18 protein-coding genes are annotated in these 25844 nt (G+C 63.8%); 3 read left to right on the forward strand and 15 right to left on the reverse strand.

All coding sequences use genetic code 11. The annotated features are described in order from the left end of the window. Window positions 1-3 precede the first annotated feature (3 nt). The 10 genes from ACTJK6_RS02525 to rpsB all read right to left on the reverse strand — a co-directional run bounded on the left by ACTJK6_RS02525 (window position 4) and on the right by rpsB (window position 10908). Window positions 4-555, reverse strand: coding sequence for an OmpH family outer membrane protein (locus ACTJK6_RS02525; protein ID WP_232042720.1), 552 nt, complete (start codon window positions 553-555; stop codon window positions 4-6). Further along, window positions 555-2852 (reverse strand): outer membrane protein assembly factor BamA, encoded by a 2298-nt coding sequence (gene bamA / locus ACTJK6_RS02530; RefSeq protein ID WP_232042719.1) that lies wholly within the window; start codon window positions 2850-2852, stop codon window positions 555-557. The genes ACTJK6_RS02525 and bamA overlap by 1 nt, the downstream gene beginning before the upstream one ends. A gap of 115 nt (window positions 2853-2967) precedes the next feature. Continuing rightward, window positions 2968-4356 carry an RIP metalloprotease RseP gene (gene rseP / locus ACTJK6_RS02535; RefSeq protein ID WP_440838770.1) on the reverse strand — a complete coding sequence of 463 codons (1389 nt, stop codon included), beginning with the start codon at window positions 4354-4356 and terminating at the stop codon, window positions 2968-2970. Window positions 4357-4443: 87 nt separating this feature from the next. Then, window positions 4444-5634, reverse strand: coding sequence for a 1-deoxy-D-xylulose-5-phosphate reductoisomerase (gene ispC, locus ACTJK6_RS02540; protein WP_440838280.1), 1191 nt, complete (start codon window positions 5632-5634; stop codon window positions 4444-4446). A gap of 11 nt (window positions 5635-5645) precedes the next feature. After that, window positions 5646-6464 carry a phosphatidate cytidylyltransferase gene (locus ACTJK6_RS02545; protein WP_440838281.1) on the reverse strand — a complete coding sequence of 273 codons (819 nt, stop codon included), beginning with the start codon at window positions 6462-6464 and terminating at the stop codon, window positions 5646-5648. Between the two features lie 3 nt (window positions 6465-6467). Then, window positions 6468-7244 carry a polyprenyl diphosphate synthase gene (uppS, locus tag ACTJK6_RS02550; protein ID WP_316881217.1) on the reverse strand — a complete coding sequence of 259 codons (777 nt, stop codon included), beginning with the start codon at window positions 7242-7244 and terminating at the stop codon, window positions 6468-6470. A 52-nt stretch (window positions 7245-7296) separates the two neighbouring features. Beyond that, a complete protein-coding gene (gene frr / locus ACTJK6_RS02555) occupies window positions 7297-7857 on the reverse strand; it encodes a ribosome recycling factor (RefSeq protein ID WP_092970556.1) in 561 nt (186 codons plus the stop codon). Between the two features lie 176 nt (window positions 7858-8033). Further along, window positions 8034-8744, reverse strand: a complete 711-nt coding sequence (gene pyrH, locus ACTJK6_RS02560) for a UMP kinase (RefSeq protein ID WP_009238238.1) — start codon at window positions 8742-8744, stop codon at window positions 8034-8036. A 291-nt stretch (window positions 8745-9035) separates the two neighbouring features. After that, window positions 9036-9914: a translation elongation factor Ts gene (gene tsf, locus ACTJK6_RS02565; RefSeq protein WP_024975795.1), complete on the reverse strand. Its 879-nt coding sequence runs from the start codon at window positions 9912-9914 to the stop codon at window positions 9036-9038. Window positions 9915-10164: 250 nt separating this feature from the next. Further along, the gene (rpsB, locus tag ACTJK6_RS02570; protein ID WP_004626667.1) at window positions 10165-10908 is read right to left on the reverse strand and encodes a 30S ribosomal protein S2; all 744 of its coding nucleotides are present in this window, start codon (window positions 10906-10908) and stop codon (window positions 10165-10167) included. 304 nt (window positions 10909-11212) lie between these two features. On the opposite strand from rpsB, the gene map reads away from it, so the two are divergent. From map to ACTJK6_RS02585, 3 genes are all read left to right on the forward strand, one after another. Next, entirely contained in the window at window positions 11213-12037 is an 825-nt protein-coding gene (gene map, locus ACTJK6_RS02575; RefSeq protein WP_260802539.1) for a type I methionyl aminopeptidase, read from the forward strand. A gap of 118 nt (window positions 12038-12155) precedes the next feature. Further along, a complete protein-coding gene (locus tag ACTJK6_RS02580) occupies window positions 12156-14744 on the forward strand; it encodes a [protein-PII] uridylyltransferase (protein ID WP_440838282.1) in 2589 nt (862 codons plus the stop codon). After that, window positions 14728-16749: a pseudouridine synthase gene (locus ACTJK6_RS02585; RefSeq protein WP_440838283.1), complete on the forward strand. Its 2022-nt coding sequence runs from the start codon at window positions 14728-14730 to the stop codon at window positions 16747-16749. The genes ACTJK6_RS02580 and ACTJK6_RS02585 overlap by 17 nt, the downstream gene beginning before the upstream one ends. A gap of 76 nt (window positions 16750-16825) precedes the next feature. On the opposite strand, the gene ACTJK6_RS02590 is transcribed toward ACTJK6_RS02585, so the two are convergent. From ACTJK6_RS02590 to smc, 5 genes are all read right to left on the reverse strand, one after another. Next, window positions 16826-17947 carry an alpha/beta fold hydrolase gene (locus tag ACTJK6_RS02590; RefSeq protein WP_322016639.1) on the reverse strand — a complete coding sequence of 374 codons (1122 nt, stop codon included), beginning with the start codon at window positions 17945-17947 and terminating at the stop codon, window positions 16826-16828. Window positions 17948-18015: 68 nt separating this feature from the next. Beyond that, entirely contained in the window at window positions 18016-18549 is a 534-nt protein-coding gene (gene def / locus ACTJK6_RS02595) for a peptide deformylase (RefSeq protein WP_045204116.1), read from the reverse strand. Beyond that, the gene (gene ligA, locus ACTJK6_RS02600) at window positions 18546-20987 is read right to left on the reverse strand and encodes an NAD-dependent DNA ligase LigA (protein WP_440838284.1); all 2442 of its coding nucleotides are present in this window, start codon (window positions 20985-20987) and stop codon (window positions 18546-18548) included. The genes def and ligA overlap by 4 nt, the downstream gene beginning before the upstream one ends. Window positions 20988-20997: 10 nt before the next feature. Then, window positions 20998-22212: a cell division protein ZipA C-terminal FtsZ-binding domain-containing protein gene (locus tag ACTJK6_RS02605; RefSeq protein ID WP_232042710.1), complete on the reverse strand. Its 1215-nt coding sequence runs from the start codon at window positions 22210-22212 to the stop codon at window positions 20998-21000. After that, complete coding sequence (smc, locus tag ACTJK6_RS02610) at window positions 22213-25728, reverse strand: chromosome segregation protein SMC (protein ID WP_440838285.1); 3516 nt, start codon at window positions 25726-25728, stop codon at window positions 22213-22215. Window positions 25729-25844: the final 116 nt, after the last annotated feature.

The following is a 25844-nucleotide window of genomic DNA, read 5'->3' on the forward strand; positions in this document are numbered from 1 at the left end:
ACCTCATTTGGCCGATTGCGAATTCAGCGCCTTGAGCACTTCGTCCGTGATGTCGATGCGCGGGTTCACGTACACGGCCTCCTGCACGATCAGGTCGTACTTGCGCTGCTCAGCAATCGAGCGGATCACGCGGTTGGCGCGCTCGAGCACCTGGGCCAGCTCTTCATTGCGGCGCTGGTTCAGATCTTCGCGGAATTCGCGTTGCTTACGCTGGAAGTCACGATCCAGATCCGACAGTTCACGCTGACGGCGGGTGCGGTCGGAATCGGCCAGCACGGCCGAATCCTTGTCCAGCTTGTCGGACATGCCCTTGAGCTTGGCGGCCATGTCCTGCAGTTCGCGGTCGCGCTTGGCGAACTCGGTTTCCAGCTTGGCCTGTGCGGCCTTGGCGGGCTGAGAATCGCGCAAGATGCGCTCGGAATTGACAGCAGCGATGCGCGCTTCCTGCGCCGTGGCCGGCAGCGCAAAGCTGGCTGCGGCAAGTGCGGCGAAAGCAGCGGACACGCCCATGCGGGACAACGTGAGGCGCGTGGATTTCATGATGAATGCAGTCATTAGAATGCAGTCCCGATCTGGAACTGGAAGCGTTGCGTTTGATCTTCGGTCTTGCGCTTGATCGGGAAGCCCATGCTGATCTTGAGCGGGCCGATCGGCGACAGCCACGACAGACCGAAACCAGTCGAGTAGCGCATGTCGCCCAGCTTGTACGGCTGGCCTTCGGCGAACACGTTACCGTAGTCAAAGAACGTGAACAGGCGAACCGTGCGGTCCACGCCCGAACCCGGCAGCGGGAAAATGAATTCCACATTGCCAACGAACTTGCTGGCACCGCCGATGGCCACGCCATTGGCGTCGCGCGGGCCCAGCGTGCTGGTTTCGTAACCGCGCACCGAACCGATACCGCCGGCGTAGTAGTTCTTGAAGACCGGGAAGTCCTTGCCGCCGTAACCGTGGCCGTACCCGATTTCGTTGTTGAACGCCATCGTGAACGACTTCGACAGCGGATAGAAATACTGGTGCTGATAGTACGCGCGGAAGTACTGCAGATCGCCGCCCGGAATACCGAACTCCAGGTTGGCCTGCTGATAGCGACCACGCGTCGGCACCAGAGCGCTGTCACGCTGATCCTTAGACCAGCCGATGGTGATTGGGAAGTTGTTGGTGATACGGCCGTTCTTCGCGACGTAGTTCTGGTAGGCCAGCGGCGTGTTGGCCGTCACGTCGATGGTCGTGCGCTCGTAGCCGATGCCGAAGAAGACGGTGTCGGTTTCCGAGAACGGCACGCCGAACTTGACGTTGCCACCCTGTTGCACGACACGATAGTCCTGGTCACCCGTGTAGTACAGCGGGCGGTACGTGCGGTAGTACAGCTCGGTTGAACGGCTGATGCCATCCACCGTGAAGTACGGATCGAACTGCGTCACGGCAATGGTGCGGTTCGACTTGGACGTGTTCACATCCAGCCCGAGGCTCGTGCCCGAGCCGAACACGTTGTCCTGACGGATACCCGCCGACAGCACCAGCTTGTCGGTCGACGAGAAGCCCACGCCCAGGTTGATCTGGCCGGTCGGCTTTTCGGTCACATTGACGTTCACATCGACCTGGTCGGTCGTACCCGGCACGTCTTCCGTCGTGATGTTCGCATCGGTGAAGTAGCCTGTGCGGTTCACGCGGTTCTGCGAAAGCTGCAGCTTCTCGCCGTCGAACCACGAGGCTTCCATCTGGCGCATTTCGCGGCGCACGACTTCGTCGCGGGTCTTGCTGTTGCCGACAACGTTCACGCGCCGCACGTACACGCGGCGGCCCGGATCGACCACCAGCGTGAGCGCAACCGTGCGGTCCTTCTGGTTGATCTGCGGCTGCGGGTTGATGGTGGCAAAAGCGTAGCCGTACGTGCCCAGCAGATCGGTAATCGACTTGGTCGTCGACGACAGTTTGGCCGAAGAAAACACATCGCCCTGCTTGAGCTTGATGAGCTTCTCCATCTCGGCCTGCTTGCCCAGCAGCTCGCCGGTCAGCTTGATGTCCGATACCTTGTACTGCTCACCCTCGTGGATGTTCAGCGTCAGGTAGATGTCCTTCTTGTCGGGCGTAATCGACACCTGGGTCGACTCAATGGCGAATTCCAGGTAGCCGCGGTCCAGATAGAACGAGCGCAGCGCTTCCAGGTCAGCCGTGAGCTTCTGCTTGGAGTACAGATCGTTCTTGGTGTACCACGACAGCCAGTTCGGCGTGGACAGTTGCATCTCGTCGCGCAGGTCGCCTTCCTTGAAGGCCTTGTTGCCGACGATATTGATCTGGCGAATCTTGGCGGTGGGGCCTTCGTCCACCGTGAACGTGATCGACACACGGTTGGCATCGACCGGCGTGACGGTGGTCGTCACCTCGGCCGCATAGTAGCCGCGCGAAACATACTGGCGCTTAATTTCCTGCTCGGCGCGGTCGATGAGCGACTTGTCGTAGTAACGGGCCTCAGCCACGCCCACGCCGCGCAGCGTACGACGCAGCGCTTCCTTGTCGAACTCCTTGAAGCCGATGAACTCGAGCTGCGAGATCGCCGGACGCTCTTCCACGCGCACCACCAGCACGTTGCCTTCGGAGCGGATCTGGACGTCCTTGAAGAAGCCGGTGTTGTAGAGCGCGCGAATCGATTCGGCGCCCTTCTCGTCGGTGAAGGTCTCACCCACCTTCACGGGCAGATAGCCGAACACGGTGCCCGGCTCGACGCGCTGCACCCCCTCCACGCGAATGTCCTTGACGACGAACGGCTCCACTGCATGAGCCTGACCGGCAGTAACGGTCAGCACGGAAGCCGCCAGCACGCTGAGCGGGAAGCGATGTTGTCTGATCAATCTAATCCCCTAGTTGGATTCAATCGGAATCCACTTCTGAGTGTTTTCAAAACCCTGAGTTGCCCGCTCACGCCGGTGGCAACGATGCGGCTTACCGAACTCACTTGAATACGGTCTAGCCTCGAGTCAGAAACAACCGACTCAAATCGTTGTACAGGGCGAGCGAAGTGAGAAGCAGGATGCAGGCGACGCCGATCTTCTGAAGGACTGTTTGCCAGGATTCCGGCACGGGTCGGCCAGTCAAAAATTCCACGCAATAATACAGCAAATGCCCCCCATCCAATACCGGAACGGGCAATAAGTTCAGTACGCCGAGACTCACGCTGATCAACGCGAGAAAGCTCACAAACGTCTGCCAGCCAAGGCTTGCCGCCTTGCCCGCAAAGTCAGCCACCGTGATCGGTCCACTCAGGTTTTGCAGCGACGCCTGGCCAATGATCATCTTGCCCAGCACCTGCAGCGACAGCACCGAAGTCCGCCAGACCTCGCTCACGGCATGGCCCAGGGCGGCGACCGGCTCATCCCGGATCATCGCCGTTTCCACCTTCTGGTTGAGCTGCGCGCCGAGCTTGCCGATCTTCGGGCCAGTGGGGTTCTTGGCAACGGTGTCTGCATCGGGCCGAACCGGCAACGTCATGGGCTGATCGTTGCGCAGGATATCGATCGACGCGTTCTGCTCCGGCATGGCGCGGATCTGGCGGATGAGGTCCATTGCCTGATCGGCGGGCTGACCCGCGAAGCGAACGATCTGATCGCCGGCCCGCAACCCGGCACGTGCCGCCGCACTGCCAGGCAGTACGTCGACGATGGTGACCGGACCGCCAAGCAGGCGCAAACCAATCTGGTCAATCACGTCGGCCTGCGGCGTACGGGCGGCACTCGGCAAGCCCTGCAGGCGGACGGTACGCTCGACTCCGTCAGTGCCGCGCACTTGCACAAGCGCGTCGCGCCCTGCGATGCCAGCCGAATACAAGCGCATGCGGACATCGCTCCAGCTGCGCACGGGCGCAGGTGTTTCATCGTCCGTACCGATGGCGATCACCCGGTCCCTGGCACGCAGGTCGGCCTGAGCGGCAATGCTGCCCGGCGGCGGCGCGCCGAGGATAGGCAACGGCTCGATTGCTCCGACCCATGCCAGCAGCGCATAGAGCGCAATTGCCAGCAAGAAATTGGCGATCGGGCCAGCCGCCACGATGGCGAATCGCTTGTAGACCGGCTGATGATCGAAGGTACGCGGGAGATCTTCGGGGAGGATGGGCGGGTCTTTCTCCGGATCCCGGGAACCCTCGCCCAGCATCTTGACGTAGCCGCCCAGCGGAATGGCGCAGATCGTCCATTCGGTGTGGTCGGGCCCACGGCCGACACGGCGGAACAGCACCTTGCCAAAGCCAACGGAAAACCGGAGCACTTTCACGCCGCACAGACGCGCGACGCTGTAGTGGCCCAGTTCATGAATGACGATCAGTACCGCGATCGCAAAGACAAACGCTAAAACGGTCTGCAAAACCTTCTCCGGATGCACTGAAGGGCACGTGCGGGGCTGGCCCCGCGCGAAGCCGCTATGTTACCCGCTTGCTCTGACGGGGCGCTTTCACGCGGTCGGCAGTTGCGCGCATACGGTCGCGATATAGCGTGCGGCCTGCTGACGTGCTTCGGCGTCGGCCGCAAAAACGGTGTCGAGCGAGTCGGCGGGCACGATGGAAGTGCGCGCGAGCGTATCGTCCACCACGGCAGCAATCTCTGTGAACCGGATGCGGCGCTGCAAGAATGCTTCAACAGCCACCTCGTTGGCTGCGTTCAGTGCAGCAGGCGCCGTACCACCGGCGCGCAATGCATCAAAAGCCAGCGCCAGGCACGGGAAGCGACGCAGGTCCGGCGCCTCGAACGTCAGCGCGCCCGTGGTGACGAGATCGAGCAGCGGAACACCGGCTTCGATGCGCTCGGGATACGCCAACCCGTAGGCAATCGGCGTGCGCATGTCGGGGTTGCCGAGCTGTGCCAGCACCGAGCCATCGTCGTAGCCGACCATCGAATGGATAACACTCTGCGGATGGATCAGGACTTCGAGATGCTCGACCGGCACACCAAACAGCCAGTGCGCCTCGATCACCTCCAGCCCCTTGTTCATCATGGTGGCGGAATCGACAGAGATCTTGCGCCCCATCACCCAGTTCGGATGCGCGCAAGCCTGGTCTGGCGTGACATCCGCAAGAGAATCCACCGCGCGCGTGCGGAACGGACCACCCGATGCTGTCAGCACGATGCGCGACACACCACGCGCGAACTGCGGAACTTGCTGCGGCAAGCATTGGAAGATGGCGTTGTGCTCGCTGTCGATCGGGAGCACGGTGGCGCCATGCTGACGCACGGAATCCATGAAGAGCGCGCCGGACATCACCAGCGCCTCCTTGTTGGCAAGCAGCACGCGCTTGCCGGCGTGCACGGCGGCAAGCGTCGGGCGCAAACCTGCCGCGCCAACGATGGCCGCCATCACGGCATCGCAGTCGGGGTGGGCGGCCGCCTCTTCCAACGCTTCAGTGCCAGAACGGATTTCGATGCCGGCAGCATCTGCGCCCAGTTGGTCTCGCAATGCATCCACTGCTGCTGCCGAACCGAGCACCGCCATCTTCGGGCGGAACTCGCGGCAGAGCACCGCGAGCTTGTCGGCCTGCGCATTGGCGGTCAGCGCAAAAACGCTGTACTTGTCGGGATGACGGCGCACCACGTCGAGCGTGCTGTCGCCAATCGAGCCAGTGGCGCCAAGAACGGTCAAACGCATCATGTTCGGACGCCTCAGGAAATCAGCAGCGCAGCCAGCGGAAACACCGGCAGCAACGCGTCGATACGATCGAGCACGCCGCCGTGGCCGGGCAACAGACGGCTGCTGTCTTTCATGCCGACTTGACGCTTGAGCAGGGATTCAAACAAATCACCACCGACGCTCGCGGCTACCAGCAAGATGGTCAGCCCAAGGGCGGTGACCGCGCCGCGCTGGTCGAACTCGTGAGAGAACCACGTCGGGGCAAACCAATGCGTGATGCCAGCCACGGCGGCAATCACCACAACCAGCACGGCACCGCCGATTGCACCTTCCCACGATTTGCCGGGGCTGATGGTCGGAGCAAGCTTGCGGCGACCAATGGCCTTGCCGACAAAATAGGCCCCCACATCGGCCGCCCACACGAGCAACGCCACCGAGAGCAAAAAGGCGACACCGTGCGTGCGCAATTCAACGGCGCCATGCACGAACGCCGGCAGCATCACCAAGCCCAATAGCGTGAACACGACGCGACGCGTGCCATGCAATTCGCGCACGCCGCCCGCGAGCAGCCCCCAGGCGATCACCCACGCGATCACCGCACCATGGAACAGCGGCTGCACATCACCCCGAACCGGAATGTCATGCCAGGCGATCGTCAGCATGACGACAAGGACCGCATAGAGAATCGGCCCCCACCAGCCCGGCAGGCGCACGAGACGCCCCCACTCCCACGCGGCGAGGGCTGCAAACACCGTCACGAGCCCGGCCAGTCCGGCGGGCGGCGCGAAAAACAGAATGGGCAGGATGACAATCAGCAGGCAGACAGCGGTAATGACGCGAGTCAGCAGCATGTGTCAGGCTCCGGCAGATAGCGCGGGGGGAACATCGGGCTCGAGCTGCGCGCTGGTACGGCCGAAGCGGCGCTCACGGTTGCGATACCACGCAAAGGCGCGATCGAGTTCTGCGGCATCGAAGTCGGGCCAGTAGCGATCGGTGAAATACAGTTCGGAATAGGCAAGCTGCCACAACAGGAAGTTGCTGATGCGCTGCTCGCCACCGGTGCGGATGAAGAGATCCGGCTCCGGCGCGTAAGACAGCGCCATGTACGGCGCAAGCATCTCTTCCGTGATGGCATCGGGCGCAATGCCGGGCTGCGCCGCCAACAAGGCGCGCATGGCCTGCAGGATGTCCCAGCGCCCGCCGTAGTTGGCGAGGATCGTGACGGTCAAACCGGGGTTGGCAGCCGTCTTGGCCTCAGCTTCGCGAATCAAAAGCTGGATGCGCGGGCTGAACGCAGACAGATCGCCCACCACGCGCAGGCGGATGCCGTTGTCGTGCAGCTTGCTCACTTCGCGGCGCAGCGCCGTCATGAACAGCTTCATGAGGAAGGTGACTTCCTCGGCAGGACGACGCCAGTTTTCGGAGCTGAAGGCAAACAGCGTCAGGTAACCGACACCACGGCGTGCCGCCGCTTCAACGGTTGCTCGGACGGCATCGAGGCCGCGGCTATGCCCGGCCACGCGCGGCAGGCGCCGTTCGGTAGCCCAGCGGCCGTTACCATCCATGATGACGGCAACGTGACGCGGCGTATCGGCGGTGTCGGGCACCGCCAGTGTGGAACTGATATGCATGAATCGGGCTTCCCACCGCATGCGCCCAATGCGCCGACGGCGGGAGACGGCCTTACACCGTCATGATTTCCTTGTCTTTCTCGGCGACCAGCTTGTCGATCTCGGCGACGAACTTGTCGGTCAGCTTCTGAACGTCGTCTCCGCCGCGACGCTCGTCATCTTCGGAGATGGCCTTGTCCTTCACCAGCTTCTTGAGCTGTTCGTTGGCATCGCGACGCAGGTTGCGCACGGCGACCTTGGCATCTTCGCCCTCGCCCTTCACAACCTTGGTCAGCTCCTTGCGGCGCTCTTCGGTCAGTGCGGGGGTCGGCACGCGAATGATGTCACCCATGGTGGCGGGGTTCAGGCCGAGGTCCGCTTCACGGATGGCCTTTTCGACGGCTTGCACCATCTTCTTTTCCCACGGCTGCACGCCGATCGTGCGTGCGTCCACCAGCGTCACGTTGGCAACCTGGCTGATCGGCACCATCGAGCCGTAGTAGTCGACCTGCACGTGATCGAGCAGACCGGTGTGGGCACGGCCAGTACGGATCTTGGCCAGATCCGTCTTCAGAGCCTCGATCGACTTCTGCATCTTCTGCTCGGCATTCTTTTTGACATCGGCGACGCTCATACTTCCTCCGAACGATAACGGCGGTCTGCCGAACTTGTGCCCCGGAAAACGACACAGGGCACCGGCAAGACCAAAAAGACAATAGGCGATTTTACATGGAAGCCGCTCGCCAACGCCATTTACGCTGGGGCAGCGAACGGTAAAAAAGGTGCCCGCAACCAGGCTTGCCGCCAGCTTTAGACGTGCACCAGCGTGCCTTCGTCTTCACCCAGGATCACACGCTTGAGCGCGCCCGGCTTCTGAATCGAGAACACTTTGATCGGCAGCTTCTGGTCGCGGCACAGCGCAAAAGCGGTCGCATCCATCACCTGCAGGTTGCGCGAGATAGCCTCGTCGAACGTGATGGTGGTGTAGCGGGTAGCGCTCGGATCCTTCTTCGGATCAGCGGTGTAGACGCCGTCCACCTTGGTGGCCTTGAGGACGATCTCGGCGCCGATTTCCGAGCCGCGCAGCGCGGCTGCGGTGTCGGTCGTGAAGAACGGATTGCCGGTGCCGGCCGCGAAAATCACGATCTTCCCCTCCTCCAACTGGCGGATCGCCCGGGGACGGATGTACGGCTCGACTACTTGGTCCAGGCGCAGCGCCGATTGCACGCGACCTTCGAGGTTGGCGTGGCGCATGGCGTCCTGCAGGGCCAGCGCGTTCATCATGGTGGCCAGCATGCCCATGTAGTCGGCCGTGGCGCGGTCCATGCCGGCAGCTCCGCCCGCAACACCGCGGAAAATGTTGCCACCGCCGATCACCACTGCCACTTGCACGCCCAGCTTCACGATTTCAGCGATGTCGTTGACCATCCCCTCGATGGTGCTGCGGTTGATGCCAAAGGCATCGTCGCCCATCAGGGCTTCGCCGGAAAGTTTGAGTAGAACGCGCTTATAGGCAGGCATGGAGATCCTCGTGACGATTCCTGGTACGGGAAACAGGAAAGGGGAAATGACGCTGCGGATATGACAACGATGGGCAAAGCGGGGACTTCGCACATCCCGCAACCTTCTTGCGCGGAAGCCGTCAGGAAATCCCCCAACGATGCCCGCGCAAGCAGGCTGCACCTGCAAACAGGGCACCTTTCGGTGCCCTGTTTGTTCGGCATTATACGGCTGCGCCGATGGTGGAAACGACGCCTCCCGGCCTGCGCCGGAAGGCGAATCGCCGCACCATTGGAAACGGCCGTCGCAGCATTACGCCTGTTGCTTGGCAGCGGCCACCTGGGCAGCCACTTCAGCAGCGAAGTCGTCCTGCTTCTTCTCGATACCCTCGCCCACCACGTACAGCGTGAAAGCCTTCACGGTCGTGTTGGCAGCCTTGAGCATCTGCTCAACGGTTTGCTTGTCGTTCTTCACGAACGGCTGGTTCAGCAGCGAGACTTCCTTCAGGTACTTCTGCACGCTGCCTTCCACCATCTTGGCAACGATTTCCGCCGGCTTGCCCGATTCCGCCGCCTTCTGCTCAGCAACGCTGCGCTCCTTGGCGACCAGCTCGGCCGGCACGTCGTCGGCCGACAGCGACACGGGCTTCATGGCGGCAGCCTGCATTGCTGCGTCCTTGGCCGCCACTTCGTTGCCTTCGAATGCCACCATCACGCCAATGCGGGTGCCGTGCAGATACGAAGTCAGCTGGGTGCCTTCGAAACGCTGGAAGCGGCGGATCGTCATGTTTTCGCCGATCTTGCCGATCAGGCGGGTACGCACGGCTTCCACCGTCTCGTCGCCGATCGACAGGGCCGACAGGGCCGCCACGTCAGCCGGGTTCTTCTGAGCGATCAGCTTGGCAACATCGTTGGTGAAGGCCAGGAAATCGTCGTTCTTCGAGACGAAGTCGGTTTCGCAGTTCACTTCGACCAGAGCGCCCGTAGTGCCCTCGACGAACGCGGCGACCACGCCTTCAGCGGTGACGCGGCTCGAAGCCTTGCCGGCCTTGTTGCCCAGCTTCACGCGCAGGATCTCTTCGGCCTTTTCCAGGTTGCCTTCGGCTTCGGTCAGGGCCTTCTTGCACTCCATCATCGGCGCGTCGGTCTTCGCGCGCAGCTCTGCAACCATGCTTGCGGTAATTGCCGCCATTCTCATGCTCCTTGTTTCAGATCGTCGTCCGGTCGCAAGCGGATTCTTCGCTTCGCGCCGGCCTGTCGTCCGGTTTCCATCCGGCCGCCCCCACGAAATACGACGCGCGCGGGGCATCCGAATGACAAATTTCAAAAAAAAGGGGCGTTTGTTACGCGCCCCTGTCCGGCCTTAGGCCCGATGCTTTGCACCGGGTGCGGCCTGGCACGCGTCCCGCGCAATCAAGCCGCGGGCGCACGCCTTCTTGTCTTTAGCCTTCTTGGACTTCGACGAAGTCGTCACCACCGCGAGCGGCTTCAACCACTTCCTGGACCGCGTTGGCGCGGCCTTCCAGAATCGCGTCGGCCACGCCGCGCACGTACAGTGCAACAGCCTTGCTCGAGTCGTCGTTACCCGGGATGACGTAGTCGATGCCTTCCGGCGAGTGGTTCGTGTCCACCACGCCGATCACCGGAATACCCAGCTTCGCAGCTTCGGTCACGGCAATCTTGTGGTAACCAACGTCCACCACGAAGATGGCGTCCGGAATGCCGCCCATGTCCTTGATGCCGCCAATGGACTTCACCAGCTTGTCCATTTCGCGCTCGAACATCAGCGCTTCCTTCTTGCTCATGGTTTCGGTCGCGCCGGCTTCCTTGGCGACTTCCATGTCCTTCAGGCGCTTGATCGAGGTCTTGACCGTCTTGAAGTTGGTCAGCATGCCGCCAAGCCAGCGGCTGTCGACAAACGGCATACCTGCGCGAGCAGCTTCCTCAGCCAGGATCTCGCGCGATTGACGCTTCGTGCCGACGAACAGGATGGTGCCCCGGTTGGCTGCCAGTTGGCGCACGTACTTCAGTGCGTCCTGGTACATCGGCAGCGTCTTTTCCAGGTTGATGATGTGAATCTTGTTGCGATGGCCGAAGATGAAGGGGGCCATCTTGGGGTTCCAGAAGCGGGTCTGGTGGCCAAAGTGGACACCGGCTTCCAGCATTTCGCGCATGGTCACGGACATGAAATTCTCCAGTCGGGTTAGGTCTAAAGCCGCCTCAGACATCTTTCGCATGCGATACGAAAAACACCCGCGGTGAAGCGGCTCGCGATTTCAAGCGCCACCGGCCACACGGCCAGCGACTGCTTAGCCAGCGATTATAGCGGCAAAAACCCAATCGACTCAAGACCTTCCAAGCATTCGCAACGAACGAGCTGAGGCTGGCGCCCAGCGCCCGAAAACCCCGGCCGGGGCGCTTTGGTGCGATAATTCACACTTTAGCCACGACGCGGCGCTTCGCGCGCCTGCGTGCAGAAAGAGTCACAGCATGGCCGTTACCATTCACACCGCCGAAGACATTGCGCACATGCGCGTAGCCTGCCGGCTTGCGTCCGAAGTTTTGGACTACATCACCCCGTTCGTCGTGCCCGGCGTGACCACGGGCAAGCTGGACCAACTTTGCCATGCCTACATGCGTGACGTGCAAGGCACCGTGCCGGCACCGCTGAACTATGCGCCGCCGGGCTACCCCCCCTTCCCGGCATCGATCTGCACGTCGGTCAACGATGTGATTTGCCACGGCATTCCGGGCGACAAGGTGCTCAAGAGCGGCGACATCGTCAACCTCGACATCACGGTCATTACCAAGGAAGGCTATTACGGCGATACCAGCCGCACCTTCGTTGTTGGCGAAGGGTCAATCTTGGCCAAGCGCCTGACGCAGGTGACGTTCGAATGCATGTGGAAGGGCATCGCCGCGGTGCGCCCGGGCGCACGCTTGGGCGACATCGGCCACGTGATCCAGCAACATGCTGAAGCCGCCGGCTATAGCGTGGTGCGCGAATATTGCGGCCACGGCATCGGCAAGAAATTCCACGAAGATCCGCAGATCCTGCACTACGGCCGCCCCGGCACGGGGATGGAGCTGAAGGCGGGCATGATCTTCACTATCGAACCGATGATCAACGCGGGCAAGCGCGACATCCGCACGATGCCTGACCAGTGGACCGTCAAGACGCGCGACCGCAGCCTGTCGGCGCAGTGGGAACATACGCTTCTGGTGACGGAAACCGGCCACGAAGTGCTAACCGTGTCGGCATTGACGCCCCCGGCACCGGAATTCGTACACGAAGGCGCGCCGGCAACGGCCTGATCCTCGCGGGCGAGCCGCACCGTCAGCGGCAGCACCGTCACGCTGATCTCGCCTCGCACCGGCTCAACTCTTGCAGCGACCGGCTCGTTCCGGTCGCTGTTTCATTCACGCTCCGCTCATGCCCTCCGCTGCCGCCGCCCCTGCCGAAGACGCCCATCCGCGCGACGCCCTGAAAGCTGAGCGCGCGCACCTGTTCGCGCAGTTCGACCAGCACGCCAATGTTCAGCAGCTCGTGACCAAGCTGGCGCGGGCGGTCGACCGTGCGCTCGTACGGCTCTGGCAGGAAGAGCAGATGCCTGGCGACTGCGCGCTGATTGCCGTGGGCGGCTACGGGCGCGGCGAGCTGTTTCCGCATTCTGATGTGGACATCCTCCTGTTGCTGCCAGGCACCGCAGACAAGGCATTGGAGGCCCGGCTGGAGGCCTTCATCGGCCGCTGTTGGGACATGGGATTGGACATCGGCTCGTCGGTGCGCACGGTCGACGAATGCATCAGTGAGGCCGCACAAGACGTAACGGTACGCACGTCCTTGCTGGAAGCGCGCCTGCTGACCGGCGACGAAGGCTTGTACCGCACGTTTGAGACGCACTATCAAGGCCACCTCGACGCGGCAGATTTCTTCCAGTCGAAACTGCTGGAAATGCGCCAGCGGCATGCCAAGTACCAGGACACGCCCTATTCGCTTGAACCGAACTGCAAGGAAAGCCCCGGCGGCCTGCGCGATCTGCAAGTCATTCTGTGGATGACGCGCGCAGCAGGGTTCGGTTCGAGCTGGAACGAGCTGCTGGCCAACGGCCTGCTCACGCGCCGCGAAGCGCAGGAGCTGGCAAGCAATGAGCGCCTGCTCAAAACCGTGCGTGCGCGTCTGCACCTGCTTGCCGGGCGTCGGCAAGACGTGCTGGTGTTCGACCTGCAGACGCAACTGGCCGAATCGTTCGGCTACCGCCCGACCACCGCCAAGCGCGCGAGCGAACAGCTCATGCGCCGCTATTACTGGGTCGCCAAGGCCGTCACGCAGCTCAATACCGTGGTGCTGCAGAACATCGAAGCGAAGCTGTTCCCGAGCGAGCTGGGTATCACGCGCAAGATCAACGATCGTTTTGTCGAGCGGCAAGGCATGCTCGAAATTGCCGACGCCGATCTCTACCAGCGCGAGCCGACGGCCATTCTTGAAACGTTCCTGCTGTACGAGCAGACGCGAGGCATCAAGGGATTGGCAGCCAGCACGATGCGCGCGCTCTACAACGCGCGGACGTTGATGGATGCCAAATGGCGCAAGGATCCGGCCAATCGCGCGCTGTTCCTGTCGATCCTGCAGCAGCCGCAGGGCATCACACACGCGCTGCGCCTGATGAACCAGACCAGCGTGCTCGGCCGCTACCTGGTCAACTTCCGCCGCATCGTCGGGCAGATGCAGCACGACCTGTTTCACGTCTACACGGTCGATCAGCACATCCTGATGGTGGTGCGCAACATCCGCCGCTTCGCCATCGTCGAGCACACGCACGAGTTCCCGTTCTGCAGCCAGTTGATGGCGAACTTCGACAAGCCGTGGGTGTTGACCGTGGCCGCGCTGTTCCATGACATTGCGAAAGGACGCGGCGGTGACCACTCCGTGCTCGGCATGTCCGACGCGCGGCGCTTCTGCAAGGAACACGGCATCGCCAAGGAAGATGCCGACCTGATCGTCTGGCTGGTCGAACACCATCTGACCATGAGCCAGGTCGCGCAGAAGCAGGACCTGGGCGACCCGGACGTCATCCGCCAATTTGCCGATCTGGTCGGCACTGAGCGTCGGTTGACCGCGCTGTATCTGCTGACCGTTGCCGACATCCGTGGCACCAGCCCGAAGGTGTGGAACGCCTGGAAGGGCAAGCTGCTGGAAGATCTTTATCGCATGACGCTGCGTGTGCTGGGCGGCGCCACCACCGACCCGCACGCCGTGCTCGAAGGCCGCAAGGAAGAAGCGCGCGCGCTGCTGCGCCTGGCCGCACTCGACGACAGCGCGCACGAGGCCTTGTGGAAGCAGCTCGACGTGGGCGTGTTCCTGCGTCACGACGCGCGCGACATTGCCTGGTTCACGCGGCACTTCTACAACCGCGTCGACACGACGATCCCGATCGTGCGTGCACGCACTTCACCGGCGGGCGTCGGCCTGCAGGTGGCGGTGTATTCGCCGGACCGGCCCGATCTTTTCGCACGCATCTGCGGCTACTTCGAGCGCAAGAGCCTGACGATTCTGGACGCGAAGATCCACACTACCAAACACGGCTACGCGCTCGACACCTTCCAGGTGGCCGACCCCAGCAGCGGCCTGGTAGAACCCGGGCATTACCGCGACATCATCACGCTGGTCGAGCACGAGCTGGCCGAGCAGATCTCGCGCGAAACCGCCCTGCCCGAGCCGCCGCGTGGGCGCATCTCGCGCCAGTCGCGCAGCTTCCCGATCAAGCCGCGCGTCGACCTGCGCGCGGACGAGCGCGGCCAGTATTACCTGCTCTCCATTTCTGCCACGGACCGCACCGGTCTGCTCTACGCCATTGCCCGCGTGCTCGCGCACCGTCGCGTGTCGGTGCACACCGCGCGTATCAACACGCTCGGCGAGCGCGTGGAAGACATCTTCCTGGTCGATGGCACTCGCCTGACCCAGGACAACAAACTGCAGCTCGAGCTTGAAAGCGAGCTGCTTGATGCGCTCGCCATCTGAGCGCCAGCCTTACCGGTCTAGATTCATGACTACCGATTCCGATGATTTCCCCGGCGACGACGACAAGCGCGGCGCCAGCGACCCGACTCAGCGCGCTACCCGCCCGGGCAAGCGCGCCACGCTCGGCGTGCGCCGCGACGACGAAGGCAATGCCGTACGTTCCACGGGCAAGCCGCTGCGCTCGTCTGACCTGAACCGCGAGCGCCAGCCGCTGCGTCCATCGCAGCGCCGCCCCAAGCCGGAAGAAGGCGCCGGTAAGCCGCCGCGCCCCGCACGTCCTCCGCGCCGCGACGACGACGGCCAGACGCGCGACGCCAAGCCGCGCCGCGCGCAAGGCGATCGCCCACCGCGACGCTTTGATGACGAGCGTCCTCCGCGTCGATTCAATGACGAGCAACGCCCGCCCCGTCGCGCTGACGATGAGCGACCTCCGCGCCGCTTCGAAGATCGGCCGCCTCGCCGCTTCGACGACGAACGTCCGCCGCGTCGTTTCGACAACGACCGCCCTCCCCGACGTTTCGACGATGACCGTCCGCCGCGCCGGTTCAACGACGATCAGCGCCCGCCCCGTCGTTTCGATGAAGACCGCCCGCGCCGCTATGGCGACGATCAACGCGCGCCGCGCCGTGACGGCGATCAACGCCCTCCACGACGCTTTGACGATGAGCGCCCGCCACGCCGGTTCAATGACGAACAGCGTCCACCGCGTCGGTTCGACGACGAGCGTCCTCCACGCCGGTTTGAGGATCGCCCGCCGCGTCGCTTTGACGAGGACCGGCCCCCGCGCCGCTTCGATGACGAGCGGCCGCCGCGCCGGTTCAGCGACGACCAACGTCCGCCCCGTCGCTTCGATGACGAACGTCCGCGCCGCTACGGCGACGATCAACGCGCGCCCCGCCGTGATGGTGACCAACGTCCTCCGCGACGCTTTGACGACGAGCGCCCGCCACGCCGGTACGGTGACGACCAACGCCCGCCGCGCCGATTCGACGATGAACAACGGTCACCGCGGCGCTATGGCGACGATCAACGCGCGCCTCGTCGTGATGGCGGCCAACGCCCGCCGCGTCGTTTCGATGACGAACGCCCGCCGCGTCGTTTTGACAACGATCGTCCGCCGCGCCGCTTCGAAGATCGTCCGGCCCGTCCGCAACGGCCCGAGCGCGAGCGTGAGGAACGCGCTCCGCGTCACGCCGAGGAGCAGGCACCGCGCCCGGCGCAGCAAACCGAATCGAGCGGGTTGGTCCGCCTGTCCAAGCGCATGTCCGAACTGGGTCTGTGCTCGCGCCGCGAGGCTGATGAATGGATTCCGCGCGGCTGGGTTCTGGTGGACGGCGAGCCCGTCACCGAACTGGGGTCGCGCGTCAAGCCGGATGCGATGATCGAGATCCATCAGTCGGCGCGCTCCGAGCAAGGCGAGCGCGTGACCGTGCTGATGCACAAGCCGGTCGGCTACGTGTCGGGCCAGGCAGAGGACGGCTATCAGCCTGCCGTTTCGCTATTCGTGCCGGAAAACCAGTGGGAAGGCGACCCCACGCGCAAGCGCTTCGCGCCCTGGCAGCGTCGGGCGTTGGCGCCGGCTGGCCGACTGGATATCGATTCCACCGGCTTGCTGGTGTTGACGCAGGACGGCCGCGTGGCACGCCACCTGATCGGCGAGGATTCGACGGTCGAGAAGGAATACCTGGTGCGCGTGGTGTGGGATTCGCCGAACGGCCTGGTTGAGCGCGATATCTCCAAGGTTTTCCCGGAAGAGTTGATGGAGAAGCTGCGCTTTGGCCTGTCGCTCGACGGCGAAGAACTGAAGCCCGCGAAGGTGAGCTGGCAGAACGAAGAGCAGTTGCGTTTCGTGCTGCGCGAAGGCAAGAAACGCCAGATCCGCCGCATGTGCGAACAGGTGGGACTGGAGGTGGTGGGCCTCAAGCGCATCCGCATGGGCAGCATTGTGCTGGGCGACCTGCCGGTCGGTCAGTGGCGCTTCCTGGGGCCGTTCGAGAAGTTCTGAGGCTGCCTCTGCCACAAAGAAAAAACCGGCCAGCGCGCAATGCGCTGACCGGTTTTTTTTATGCCTGCCGTCTAGGTCACAGACGCGGAGCCTGGCAGGCTGCCCCCGTGGTGTTGGCCGATGCGGGCATGCCAAACACCGCTTGCGCACCGCAACGCGAGCCGAACATCTTCGCCTGGTCGTGGCCCACGCCAACCACTTCGTGCGCTTGGTGGTTGATGCGCCTGCGCCCCGCCATGTGCCGCTCGTAGCGCCAGTAGTTGCGTGCGCGATCCAGGCGTGTCGGGCCCTCCGCCTCGGCACCGCAGAGCTTGTCGAGCACGCGGTGGTTCGGGTCGTTGTCGCTGGTGCCGGCGAGGTAGGTCACGTGGCGCTGTGCATATCGGTTGAACAGCTGCCGGCCAGTCTTGCCGGCTGCATACGGGACCATATCGACCATGCCGTACTTGTAGTGATCGTAGTCCGGGCAGACGCGGGTGCTGTAACGCGCGAAGCCCTTGCCACGCGGACGCTCCGGCGTGAAATACAGATACGACGACGGATTGGCGACCACGTATTGCAGATCGATGCCGCGCTTGCGAATGGCTTCGTCTATGTTGTTGAGCACGGCGTAGCGCTGCACGATCTGGCCGCCGCCCGAGTGACCTGCCACCGTAACGCGCTTGACGTTAGGTGCACGCGCCGGGTCAGTCACGTACCCGATCAGGTCATCAAGCACCTTGAGCGAGCTCAGATCGGTGTACGGTGCGTTGGTGGCGTTGAAGCCGCCGATCCAGCCATCCACCGACCAGACCGGCATGCCGTCGAAACCCTTGCCCTCATCGGGCGTGCCAGGAAAGTTCGGGGCAATCAAAAGGACTTCGTCGGGGTTGCGGCCGCTGGCCGCAAGCAGATCGGCGCCCGCGGTGTAGTAATCGTTGCCGTTGCGCTGCAGACCGTGCTGCACGAATACGACTTCGCGGATGCTGCTCAGATCACCATCGAGCGGATGGTTGGCGTAGACGGGAAAATCATAGGCCCCGGCATCCGTGCCCAGATGCACGCGTTGCCAGACCGGGCCCTGAGGCTTCTGGGCAACCGGTGCGGCCGCCGTCGTTTCAGGTGCCTGCGGCCCCGCGCACGCTGCCAACCCCAGCATCGCCGTCATGGCGACCCCAAGCGCCAGCCCGCGCCAGCCCCTCAAACCATCGCGCTTCATATCGTCTCCGTTGTGGATGAAACACGCGCCCACCCGCCCCCGCAGGTGCGACGCTCCCGCAGTCTCGATCAGTCGTCGTAATTGGCGGGCAATTCCGGGAACAGCACTTCGGTAAAGCCGAACCGGGTGAAATCCTTCACGCGCATCGGGTACAACACGCCCTGCAGGTGATCGCATTCGTGCTGCACGACACGGGCGTGGAAACCCTCGGCTATGCGGTCGATGGCATGACCGTGCTGATCGAAGCCGGTGTAGCGCAGGCGCGTGTGGCGCGGCACGACGCCACGCAGGCCCGGCACAGAGAGGCAGCCCTCCCAGCCGTCTTCCATCTCGTCCGACAGCGGCTCGATGGTGGGGTTGATCAACACCGTCTTCGGCACCGCCGGTGCATCCGGATACCGGTCGTTGCGATCGAACCCGAAGATGACGACTTGCAGATCCACGCCGATCTGCGGCGCCGCCAGGCCAGCACCCCGCGCCGCATCCATGGTGTCGAACATGTCTTCAATCAAGGCCGTCAGTTCGGGCGTATGGAAACGCTCGACCGGCTTGGCGACGCGCAGCAGACGGCTGTCGCCCATCTTGAGGATGTTTCGGATCATGCCTGGTCTCCCGCCGGTTTTTTTAACAGCGCGAGCATACCCGCTTCGTCCAGAACCTTCACGTTCAATTCTTCGGCTTTGGCGAGCTTGCTGCCGGCTTCTTCTCCGGCGACCACATAGTCGGTCTTCTTCGACACCGAACCCGATACCTTGGCGCCCGCCGCTTCCAGCATGGCCTTGGCTTCATCGCGCGTGAGGTTGGGCAATGTGCCGGTCAACACGACAGTCTTGCCGGCCAGCACGCCTTCTTCGGCGGCTTCAGCCGGCATGGCGGCAAGCAGTTCGTCGCGCAGTGCGTCGAGCCGCTCCAACTGCGTGCGATGGTCGTGCGAGCCCAGCCATTCGAGCAGCGATGCAGACACATCCGCCGGCAGCCCGGCCAACTGATCGGACTCCACGCTGGCCAACCGGGCAAGCGTTGGCGCTGCCACAGCCAATTGCTTGGCACGCGCGGCTGTCAGCTTGGGCACGCCAAGCGTGGCGTACAGCTCGGCTGTCTCCAGTTTCTCGCGCAGCTTCGCGTTTGGCGCGTGCTCGCCCTGCGGTGCAACACCGGCTTCCAGCAGCGCATCGAGCGCCTGCTGGTTCTTCTGTTCGGCAAAGAAATCGGCGATGGCTTCGGCCACCGTGGCACCCACGTCGGGCAGCGCCAGCAGCAGCGGCGCCGGCGCGCGCCGGATGACGGCCAGACTGCCGAGCCAGTCCGCGAGCGTCTTGGCGGTCGATTCGCCCACGTGGCGAATGCCGAGCGCAAACAGGAAACGCGCCAGCGGCGGCGTCTTGCTGGCCTGGATGCCTTCCAGCAGATTCTCAGCCCACTTGGTGGCGATCTTGCCGGCAGCGACGGTTTCCGGTGTCGCGCCATCGCGCTCATCTGCGCGGCGCTTCATTTCCAGGAAATCTTCGAGCTTGAGTTTGTACAGGTCCGCGATGCCGTGTACGTAGTCCAGCTCGACCAGGTTGTCGATGTATCGCTCGCCCAGGCCTTCGATGTCCATCATGCGGCGGCCGGCAAAGTGGCGGATCGCCTCTTTACGCTGTGCCGAGCAGAACAGCCCGCCTGAGCAGCGGGCCACCGCCTCGCCCTCTTCGCGCACGACGTGCGAACCGCACACCGGGCACGTCTTCGGCAGTTCGAACGGCGGGTACTTCGGCCGCTGCTGCGGACTGAACAAATCGCTGCCCGGTACGTCATCCATTGGCCGGCGATCAAGCACCACACCCACCACCTCGGGGATCACGTCACCGGCGCGCCGGACGATCACGGTGTCGCCAACGCGCACATCCTTGCGGCGCACTTCGTCTTCGTTGTGCAGCGTCGCATTGGTGACCGTCACGCCGCCAACGAACACCGGCACAAGCCGCGCCACCGGGGTGATGGCGCCCGTGCGACCGACCTGCACGCCAATCGATTCGACGGTGGTCAGCGCTTCCTGCGCCGGATATTTGTGCGCGACTGCCCAGCGCGGCTCACGCGTGCGAAAGCCGAGTTCGCGCTGCAATGCGAGTGAATTGACCTTGTAGACCACGCCGTCGATATCGAACGGCAAGCTGTCGCGCTTGGCGCCGACAGCCTCATGGAACGTGACCAGCCCGTCTCCTCCCTTCACCGCAGCGCGCTCCGTGCTGACCGGAAAACCAAACGCCTGCAACGCGTCGAGCATGCCGGAATGCGTGTCGGGCATGCCCTGCCAGCCGACGACCTCGCCCAGGCCATAGGCGAAGAAAGACAGCGGGCGCTCAGCCGCCATCTTCGGATCGAGCTGGCGGACGGCGCCGGCCGCGGTGTTGCGCGGATTGACGAACGTCTTGTCGCCGCGCTCGCGCTGGCGGGCGTTGAGCTTTTCGAAATCATCGCGGCGCATGTAGACCTCGCCGCGCACTTCCAGCACGTCGGGCACATGGCCGCCAACAGGCGACAGCCCGAGTGGAATCTGGCGGATCGTGCGGATGTTCTGCGTGACGTCTTCGCCGGTGGTGCCGTCGCCGCGCGTGGCGGCCTGCACGAGATAACCGCGCTCGTAGCGCAGGTTGATCGCCAGGCCATCGAACTTCAGCTCAGCGGCATATTCGACGGGCGGGTCCGTGTCATCGAGGCCCAGTTCGCGGCGTACGCTGGCGTCGAATGCGCGCGCGCCGTTGGCGGTGGTGTCGGTCTCGGTGCGGATCGACAGCATGGGAATGACATGCCTGACCGCCGCAAATTCGGGCAAGACAGCCCCGCCGACCCGCAGCGTGGGCGAGTCCGGCGTCTTCAGCTCAGGATGTTTGGCTTCGAGGGCTTCCAGCTCGCGATAGAGCCGGTCATATTCAGCGTCGGGCACGCTAGGCTGATCGAGCACGTAGTACTCGTGGGCGTAGCGGTTCAGCTCGGCGCGCAGCCACGCTGCCCGCGCCTCGGGCGTGGCGCCGGACGCGGGTTTCGCAGTCTTGCTCATCGTGCGTCCGTCAGTGGCTGAACAAGCGCACCGCGGTGCTGGAACCGGCCGGGATGCCGCGCGATTCGAGCTTGTCGTACAGCACCCGCAGATGCTTCTGGATGGCGACGAACGATTGCTCCGTCAGCGGACGCAGGTTGTCATCCACCACCTGCGCACCCATGCGCTGCGACAGCGTGTAAGCGTATTCGCACACCAGCTTGAACGGCTTGCTTGCCTCTTCCGCCACCGGCACATCAAGCAACAGCGTGATCTGGCGGCCGGCCTTGACGGTCAGGTCATCGCGCAGGAAATTGGTATCGCCGAACTGCAGCGTGAACAGTGCGCGCTGCACACCGTCAGCGCCCGCGTGGAAGCGTGTGAAACGCGTGCCGTCGCGCGAAAGCACGAGGCCGTCTTGCGTGGCCACCGTCTGCACGTATGCCGCCGACCAGGGCGCCCCATCGGAGATCACACTCACGCCCAGTTGCACATCACACTCGGCGGCAAAGGCGTCGAGTTCGCGCGCATTGGAAATCGTCTCGCTCATATCCGGAAGCTCGGGCACGGCATCAGCCGCTTCCGACAGCGGATCAATCGCGTTGATGAATTCAGAGAACTCCAACGCATTCAGCGGGCCCGTGCGGTTGGCCAGTTGCACGGCCACTTGCACGTCAAGGTAGCGCTGACCGGCGCGAATGGTTTCCCACGCATTGGCGGCGGGGTTCAAACCTTCCACGTGGATCTGCTTGGTGCCTGCGCGGCGCAGCTTGCCCAGCGCCGGCAGCAGGCGATCGCCCGACACCTCGCGGTCCGGATGCAGCGGCACAATGCAATCGATCAGCGGATCGATCACGCCATTTGCCGGCTCAAGCGAACCCGGCGCCGGTTCTGCAACCTCTTCCGTCTCGGCGGCTTCGAGCGCAGCGTCGTCTCCCGAAGGCGTGAGTTCAGCGCCGATCACGCCGGCTTCGGTTTCGGCACTGCCCGTGGCGGGCGTGTTCGCCTTCGCCGAGAAGCCGGGCTCAAGACGCGGTTCAACGCGGTTGGCGTCGTCACGGTCGCCACCCAGGGCGGGTTCGGCGCGCTCGGTCCAACCGTCGCCGCGCGGGGTCTCGTCGGCGGGCGGGTTGTACGCCTCGGGGCGGCGCGCCTTGCGGATCTGCCACTGGTTGTACACAACGATCACCAGCACAAACACCACGCCGGCGCCCAGCAGGGCCATCACCAGGTTGTTGTCCTGCATTTATGCTGCCTCCGCCATGGTCAGTGCGGCATCCATATCCACCGCCACGATCCGGGACACACCTTGTTCCTGCATGGTCACACCGATGAGCTGTTGCGCCATTTCCATCGCAATCTTGTTGTGAGAAATAAAAACGAATTGAGTCTTGTCGGACATGCGCTTGACCATGTTGGCGTAGCGCTCGGTATTGGCGTCGTCCAGCGGCGCGTCCACCTCATCGAGCAAGCAGAACGGGGCCGGGTTCAACTGGAACATCGCAAACACCAGCGCTATGGCGGTCAGCGCTTTCTCGCCGCCCGACAGCAGGTGAATCGTCGAGTTCTTCTTGCCCGGCGGCTGCGCCATCACCTGCACGCCCGCGTCGAGAATCTCTTCGCCGGTCATCATCAGCTTGGCCTGGCCGCCGCCGAACAGCGTCGGGAACAGTTCGCCAAAGTGATAGTTGACCTGGTCGAACGTGCCTTGGAGCAGCGCACGCGTTTCCTGATCGATCTTCCGGATGGCGTCTTCGAGCGTGGTGATGGCGTCGGTCAAATCCGCCGATTGGGCATCAAGGAAGCCCTTGCGCTCGCGCGCCGCAGCCAGCTCATCGAGCGCGGCCATGTTGACCGGGCCGAGCGCGTTGATGGCGTTATTGATGCGCGTGACTTCACCCTGCAGGTACGAAGGTTTCAGGTCGCCCGTCAGGCGTTCGGCCAGCGCGGCTTCGTCCACATTGGCAGCGGTAAGCTGCTCGGTGAACTGCTCCTGGTTCAGGCGCGCGGCCTGCTCCTTCAGCTGCAGCTCGGTAATGCGATCGCGCAGCGGCTGCTGGGCGCGTTCGGCAGTCAGGCGTTGCTCGTCGTGCGTGCGCAGTTGCGCGGTCAGCGCATCCAGTTCCATGCGCGCCTGCCCAAGTTTTTCTTCCTTCTCGGCGCGGCGCTCCAGCGCTTCCTGCAGCCCGGTGTGAGCGGTCTGCTCGTTGATGGTTTCCAGCTCGGCGCGTGCGTTCTCCAGCGTCAGCACGATCTGCTGCGCCTGATCGCTCGCCACCTGGATGTTGCGCTTCAGTTCGGCAATGCGGTTCTGCAGATTGCGCTCGGCAAAGTGCGCCTCTTGTGCGCCGCGCTCCTGATCGCGCAAGGCGTTGCGCGCGTCGCTCAGGCGAACTTCCAGCGCTTCGAACGCCTGCTGGCTGTCTTCAAAACGCGCCTGCATGTCGGCGAGCGCCGCGTCGTGCTGTTCGAACGTCGCTTCGGACTCGGCACGGATGGCACGCTGCTCTTCGATCTGCGCGCGAATCTCTTCCAGCTCACTGTCGATCTGGCCGCTGCGCGCGTTGTAGCGCTCCATCGCCTGCGACAGTTTGAGCACATCCATCTGCAACACGTGGACGCGGCGCGTGGCCTGCTCGGCACGGGCGCGCACCTGCGTGAGGTTTTGGCTGGCCTGGCTGTACGCCGCGTCGGCGCGAACAGCGGCGCTCTTGGCTTCGTCCGCCAACAGCATCTGCGCACGCACCTGCTTGTTCAGGTTTTCGATTTCCTGCGCGCGCGCCAGCATGCCGGCCTGCTCGGAATCGGGCGCGTAAAGCTGCACCGACGACCGGCCGATCAAATGCCCAGCCTTGACGACAAACGTGCCGCCTTCCGGCAGCGTCTGGCGCGCAGCGAGCGCAGCCTGCATGTCGTCGGCGATATAGACGTCGGCCAGCCAGTCTTGCAGCACGGCGCGAATGCCCGGCTCCGTCACTTGCACCAGCGACATCAGCGGACGCAACCCCGATGGCGCCTCCACCGGACGCGCTGCGGGCGGCGGTGCATAGAAGGCGAGCTTGGCGGGCGGTGCGTCGGCCGAAAACGCCTTGATCCAATCCAGGTTGGAGACTTCGAGCGCGCCGAGCTTTTCGCGCAGCACGGCTTCGAGTGCGGGCTCCCAACCCTGCTCGATCTGCAGCTTCTTCCAGAAGCGCGGCAGCTCGCTCAGTTCATGCTTGGCCAGCCACGGCTGGACCTTGCCGTCGGTCTGTACGTTCTCCTGCAGCTGCTTGAGCGCGGCGAGGCGGGCTTCCAAGCTGGCGATGGCGGCGGCTTCGGATTGCACACGGTCTTGCGCGGCACGGCGTGCCTCGTCGAGCTGCGGCACCTGCGTCTCGGCGTCTTCCAGCCCGGCTTGCGCTTCGGCCAGCACCTCTTCCTGCTCCGCCAGTTCGGCACGCAGCGTTTCGAGCTGCACGTCGTCCGGCTTGTCGAGGCCCGAGGACTCCTGCGTCAGACGTTCGCGGCGCTGCTCGAGCTGCAGCACGGCCTGATCGGCATTGCGCTGGTGCGCGGCTTCGAGCTTGAGCGCCTGTTCCGATTGCAGGATCGCAGCGCGCTGGTCGTTCAGCGCAGTCTGCGCATCACGCCATTGCGCTTCCATGGCGGGCAGTTCGTCGGCTTTGCGCGCGACGTCCTCGGCGGCCTGCGCGGCACGCTCCTCGGCCATGGCCAGCTCTTCCTCGGCCGCGGCCAGGTCTTCCTGCGCCTGCTCGCCCTGCGTATGCCACTGTTCCTGCTGCGCGGTCAGCGTGGCGATTTGCTGCTGGATGCGGTTGCGCGATTCCACCACGTAGCGGATCTCGGCTTCCAGGCGGCTGACTTCGGAGTTGGCTTCGTACAGCGCGCCCTGCGCGGCATGCATCGCATCGGACGAGGCGTAATGCGCAACGCGCATCGTTTCGAGTTCGGCCTCGATGTGGCGCAACTGCGCGGTCTGCGCTTCCAGGTCGATCTGCGCCTGTTCGATGGCGCGCTGATGCCGTTCCTGCTCGGCTTGCGCTTCTCGCTTGCGCAGCAGCCACAGCAGGTGCTGCTTCTCTTCGCCGTCGGCCTGCAGCGCCTGGAAGCGCTGCGCGACTTCGGCCTGGCCCTCGAGCTTTTCGAGGTTGGTGCCCAGTTCGCGCAGGATGTCTTCCACACGCGTGAGGTTTTCGCGCGTATCGGAGAGGCGGTTTTCGGTTTCGCGGCGTCGTTCCTTGTACTTCGACACCCCCGCGGCTTCTTCCAGGAAGATGCGCATGTCATCGGGCTTGGCCTCAATGATGCGAGAGATCATCCCCTGCCCGATGATGGCGTAGGCGCGCGGCCCGAGGCCCGTGCCGAGGAAGATGTCCTGGATGTCGCGACGGCGCACCGCCTGGTTGTTGATGAAGTACGAGGAGGTACCGTCGCGGCTGAGCACGCGCTTGACCGCCACTTCGGCGTATTGGCTCCACTGGCCGGCGGCGCGGCCTTCCGCGTTGTCGAAGACGAGTTCGACGCTGGCGCGGCCAGCCGGCTTGCGCTGGGTCGAGCCGTTGAAGATGACGTCCTGCATCGATTCGCCACGGAGTTCCGCGGCGCGTGATTCGCCGAGCACCCAGCGCACGGCGTCGATGATGTTGGATTTACCGCAACCGTTCGGGCCGACGATGCCGACAAGCTGGCCCGGAACATGAAAATTGGTCGGATCGACGAAAGACTTGAAGCCTGCGAGCTTGATCGAAGAGAGGCGCACGTTGTGTTCGTCTCGAAGGGATCAGAAAAGGGGATAAAGCGGGCGCCCAAGGAACGCGCCTTTATCGTCACATCTTCACCGTAAAACGTGAAGTGGCAAGGCACGCCCCAAGGGCG

The organism is Ralstonia sp. 22086 (assembly GCF_052045975.1).
GTDB classification, from domain to species: domain Bacteria; phylum Pseudomonadota; class Gammaproteobacteria; order Burkholderiales; family Burkholderiaceae; genus Ralstonia; species Ralstonia wenshanensis.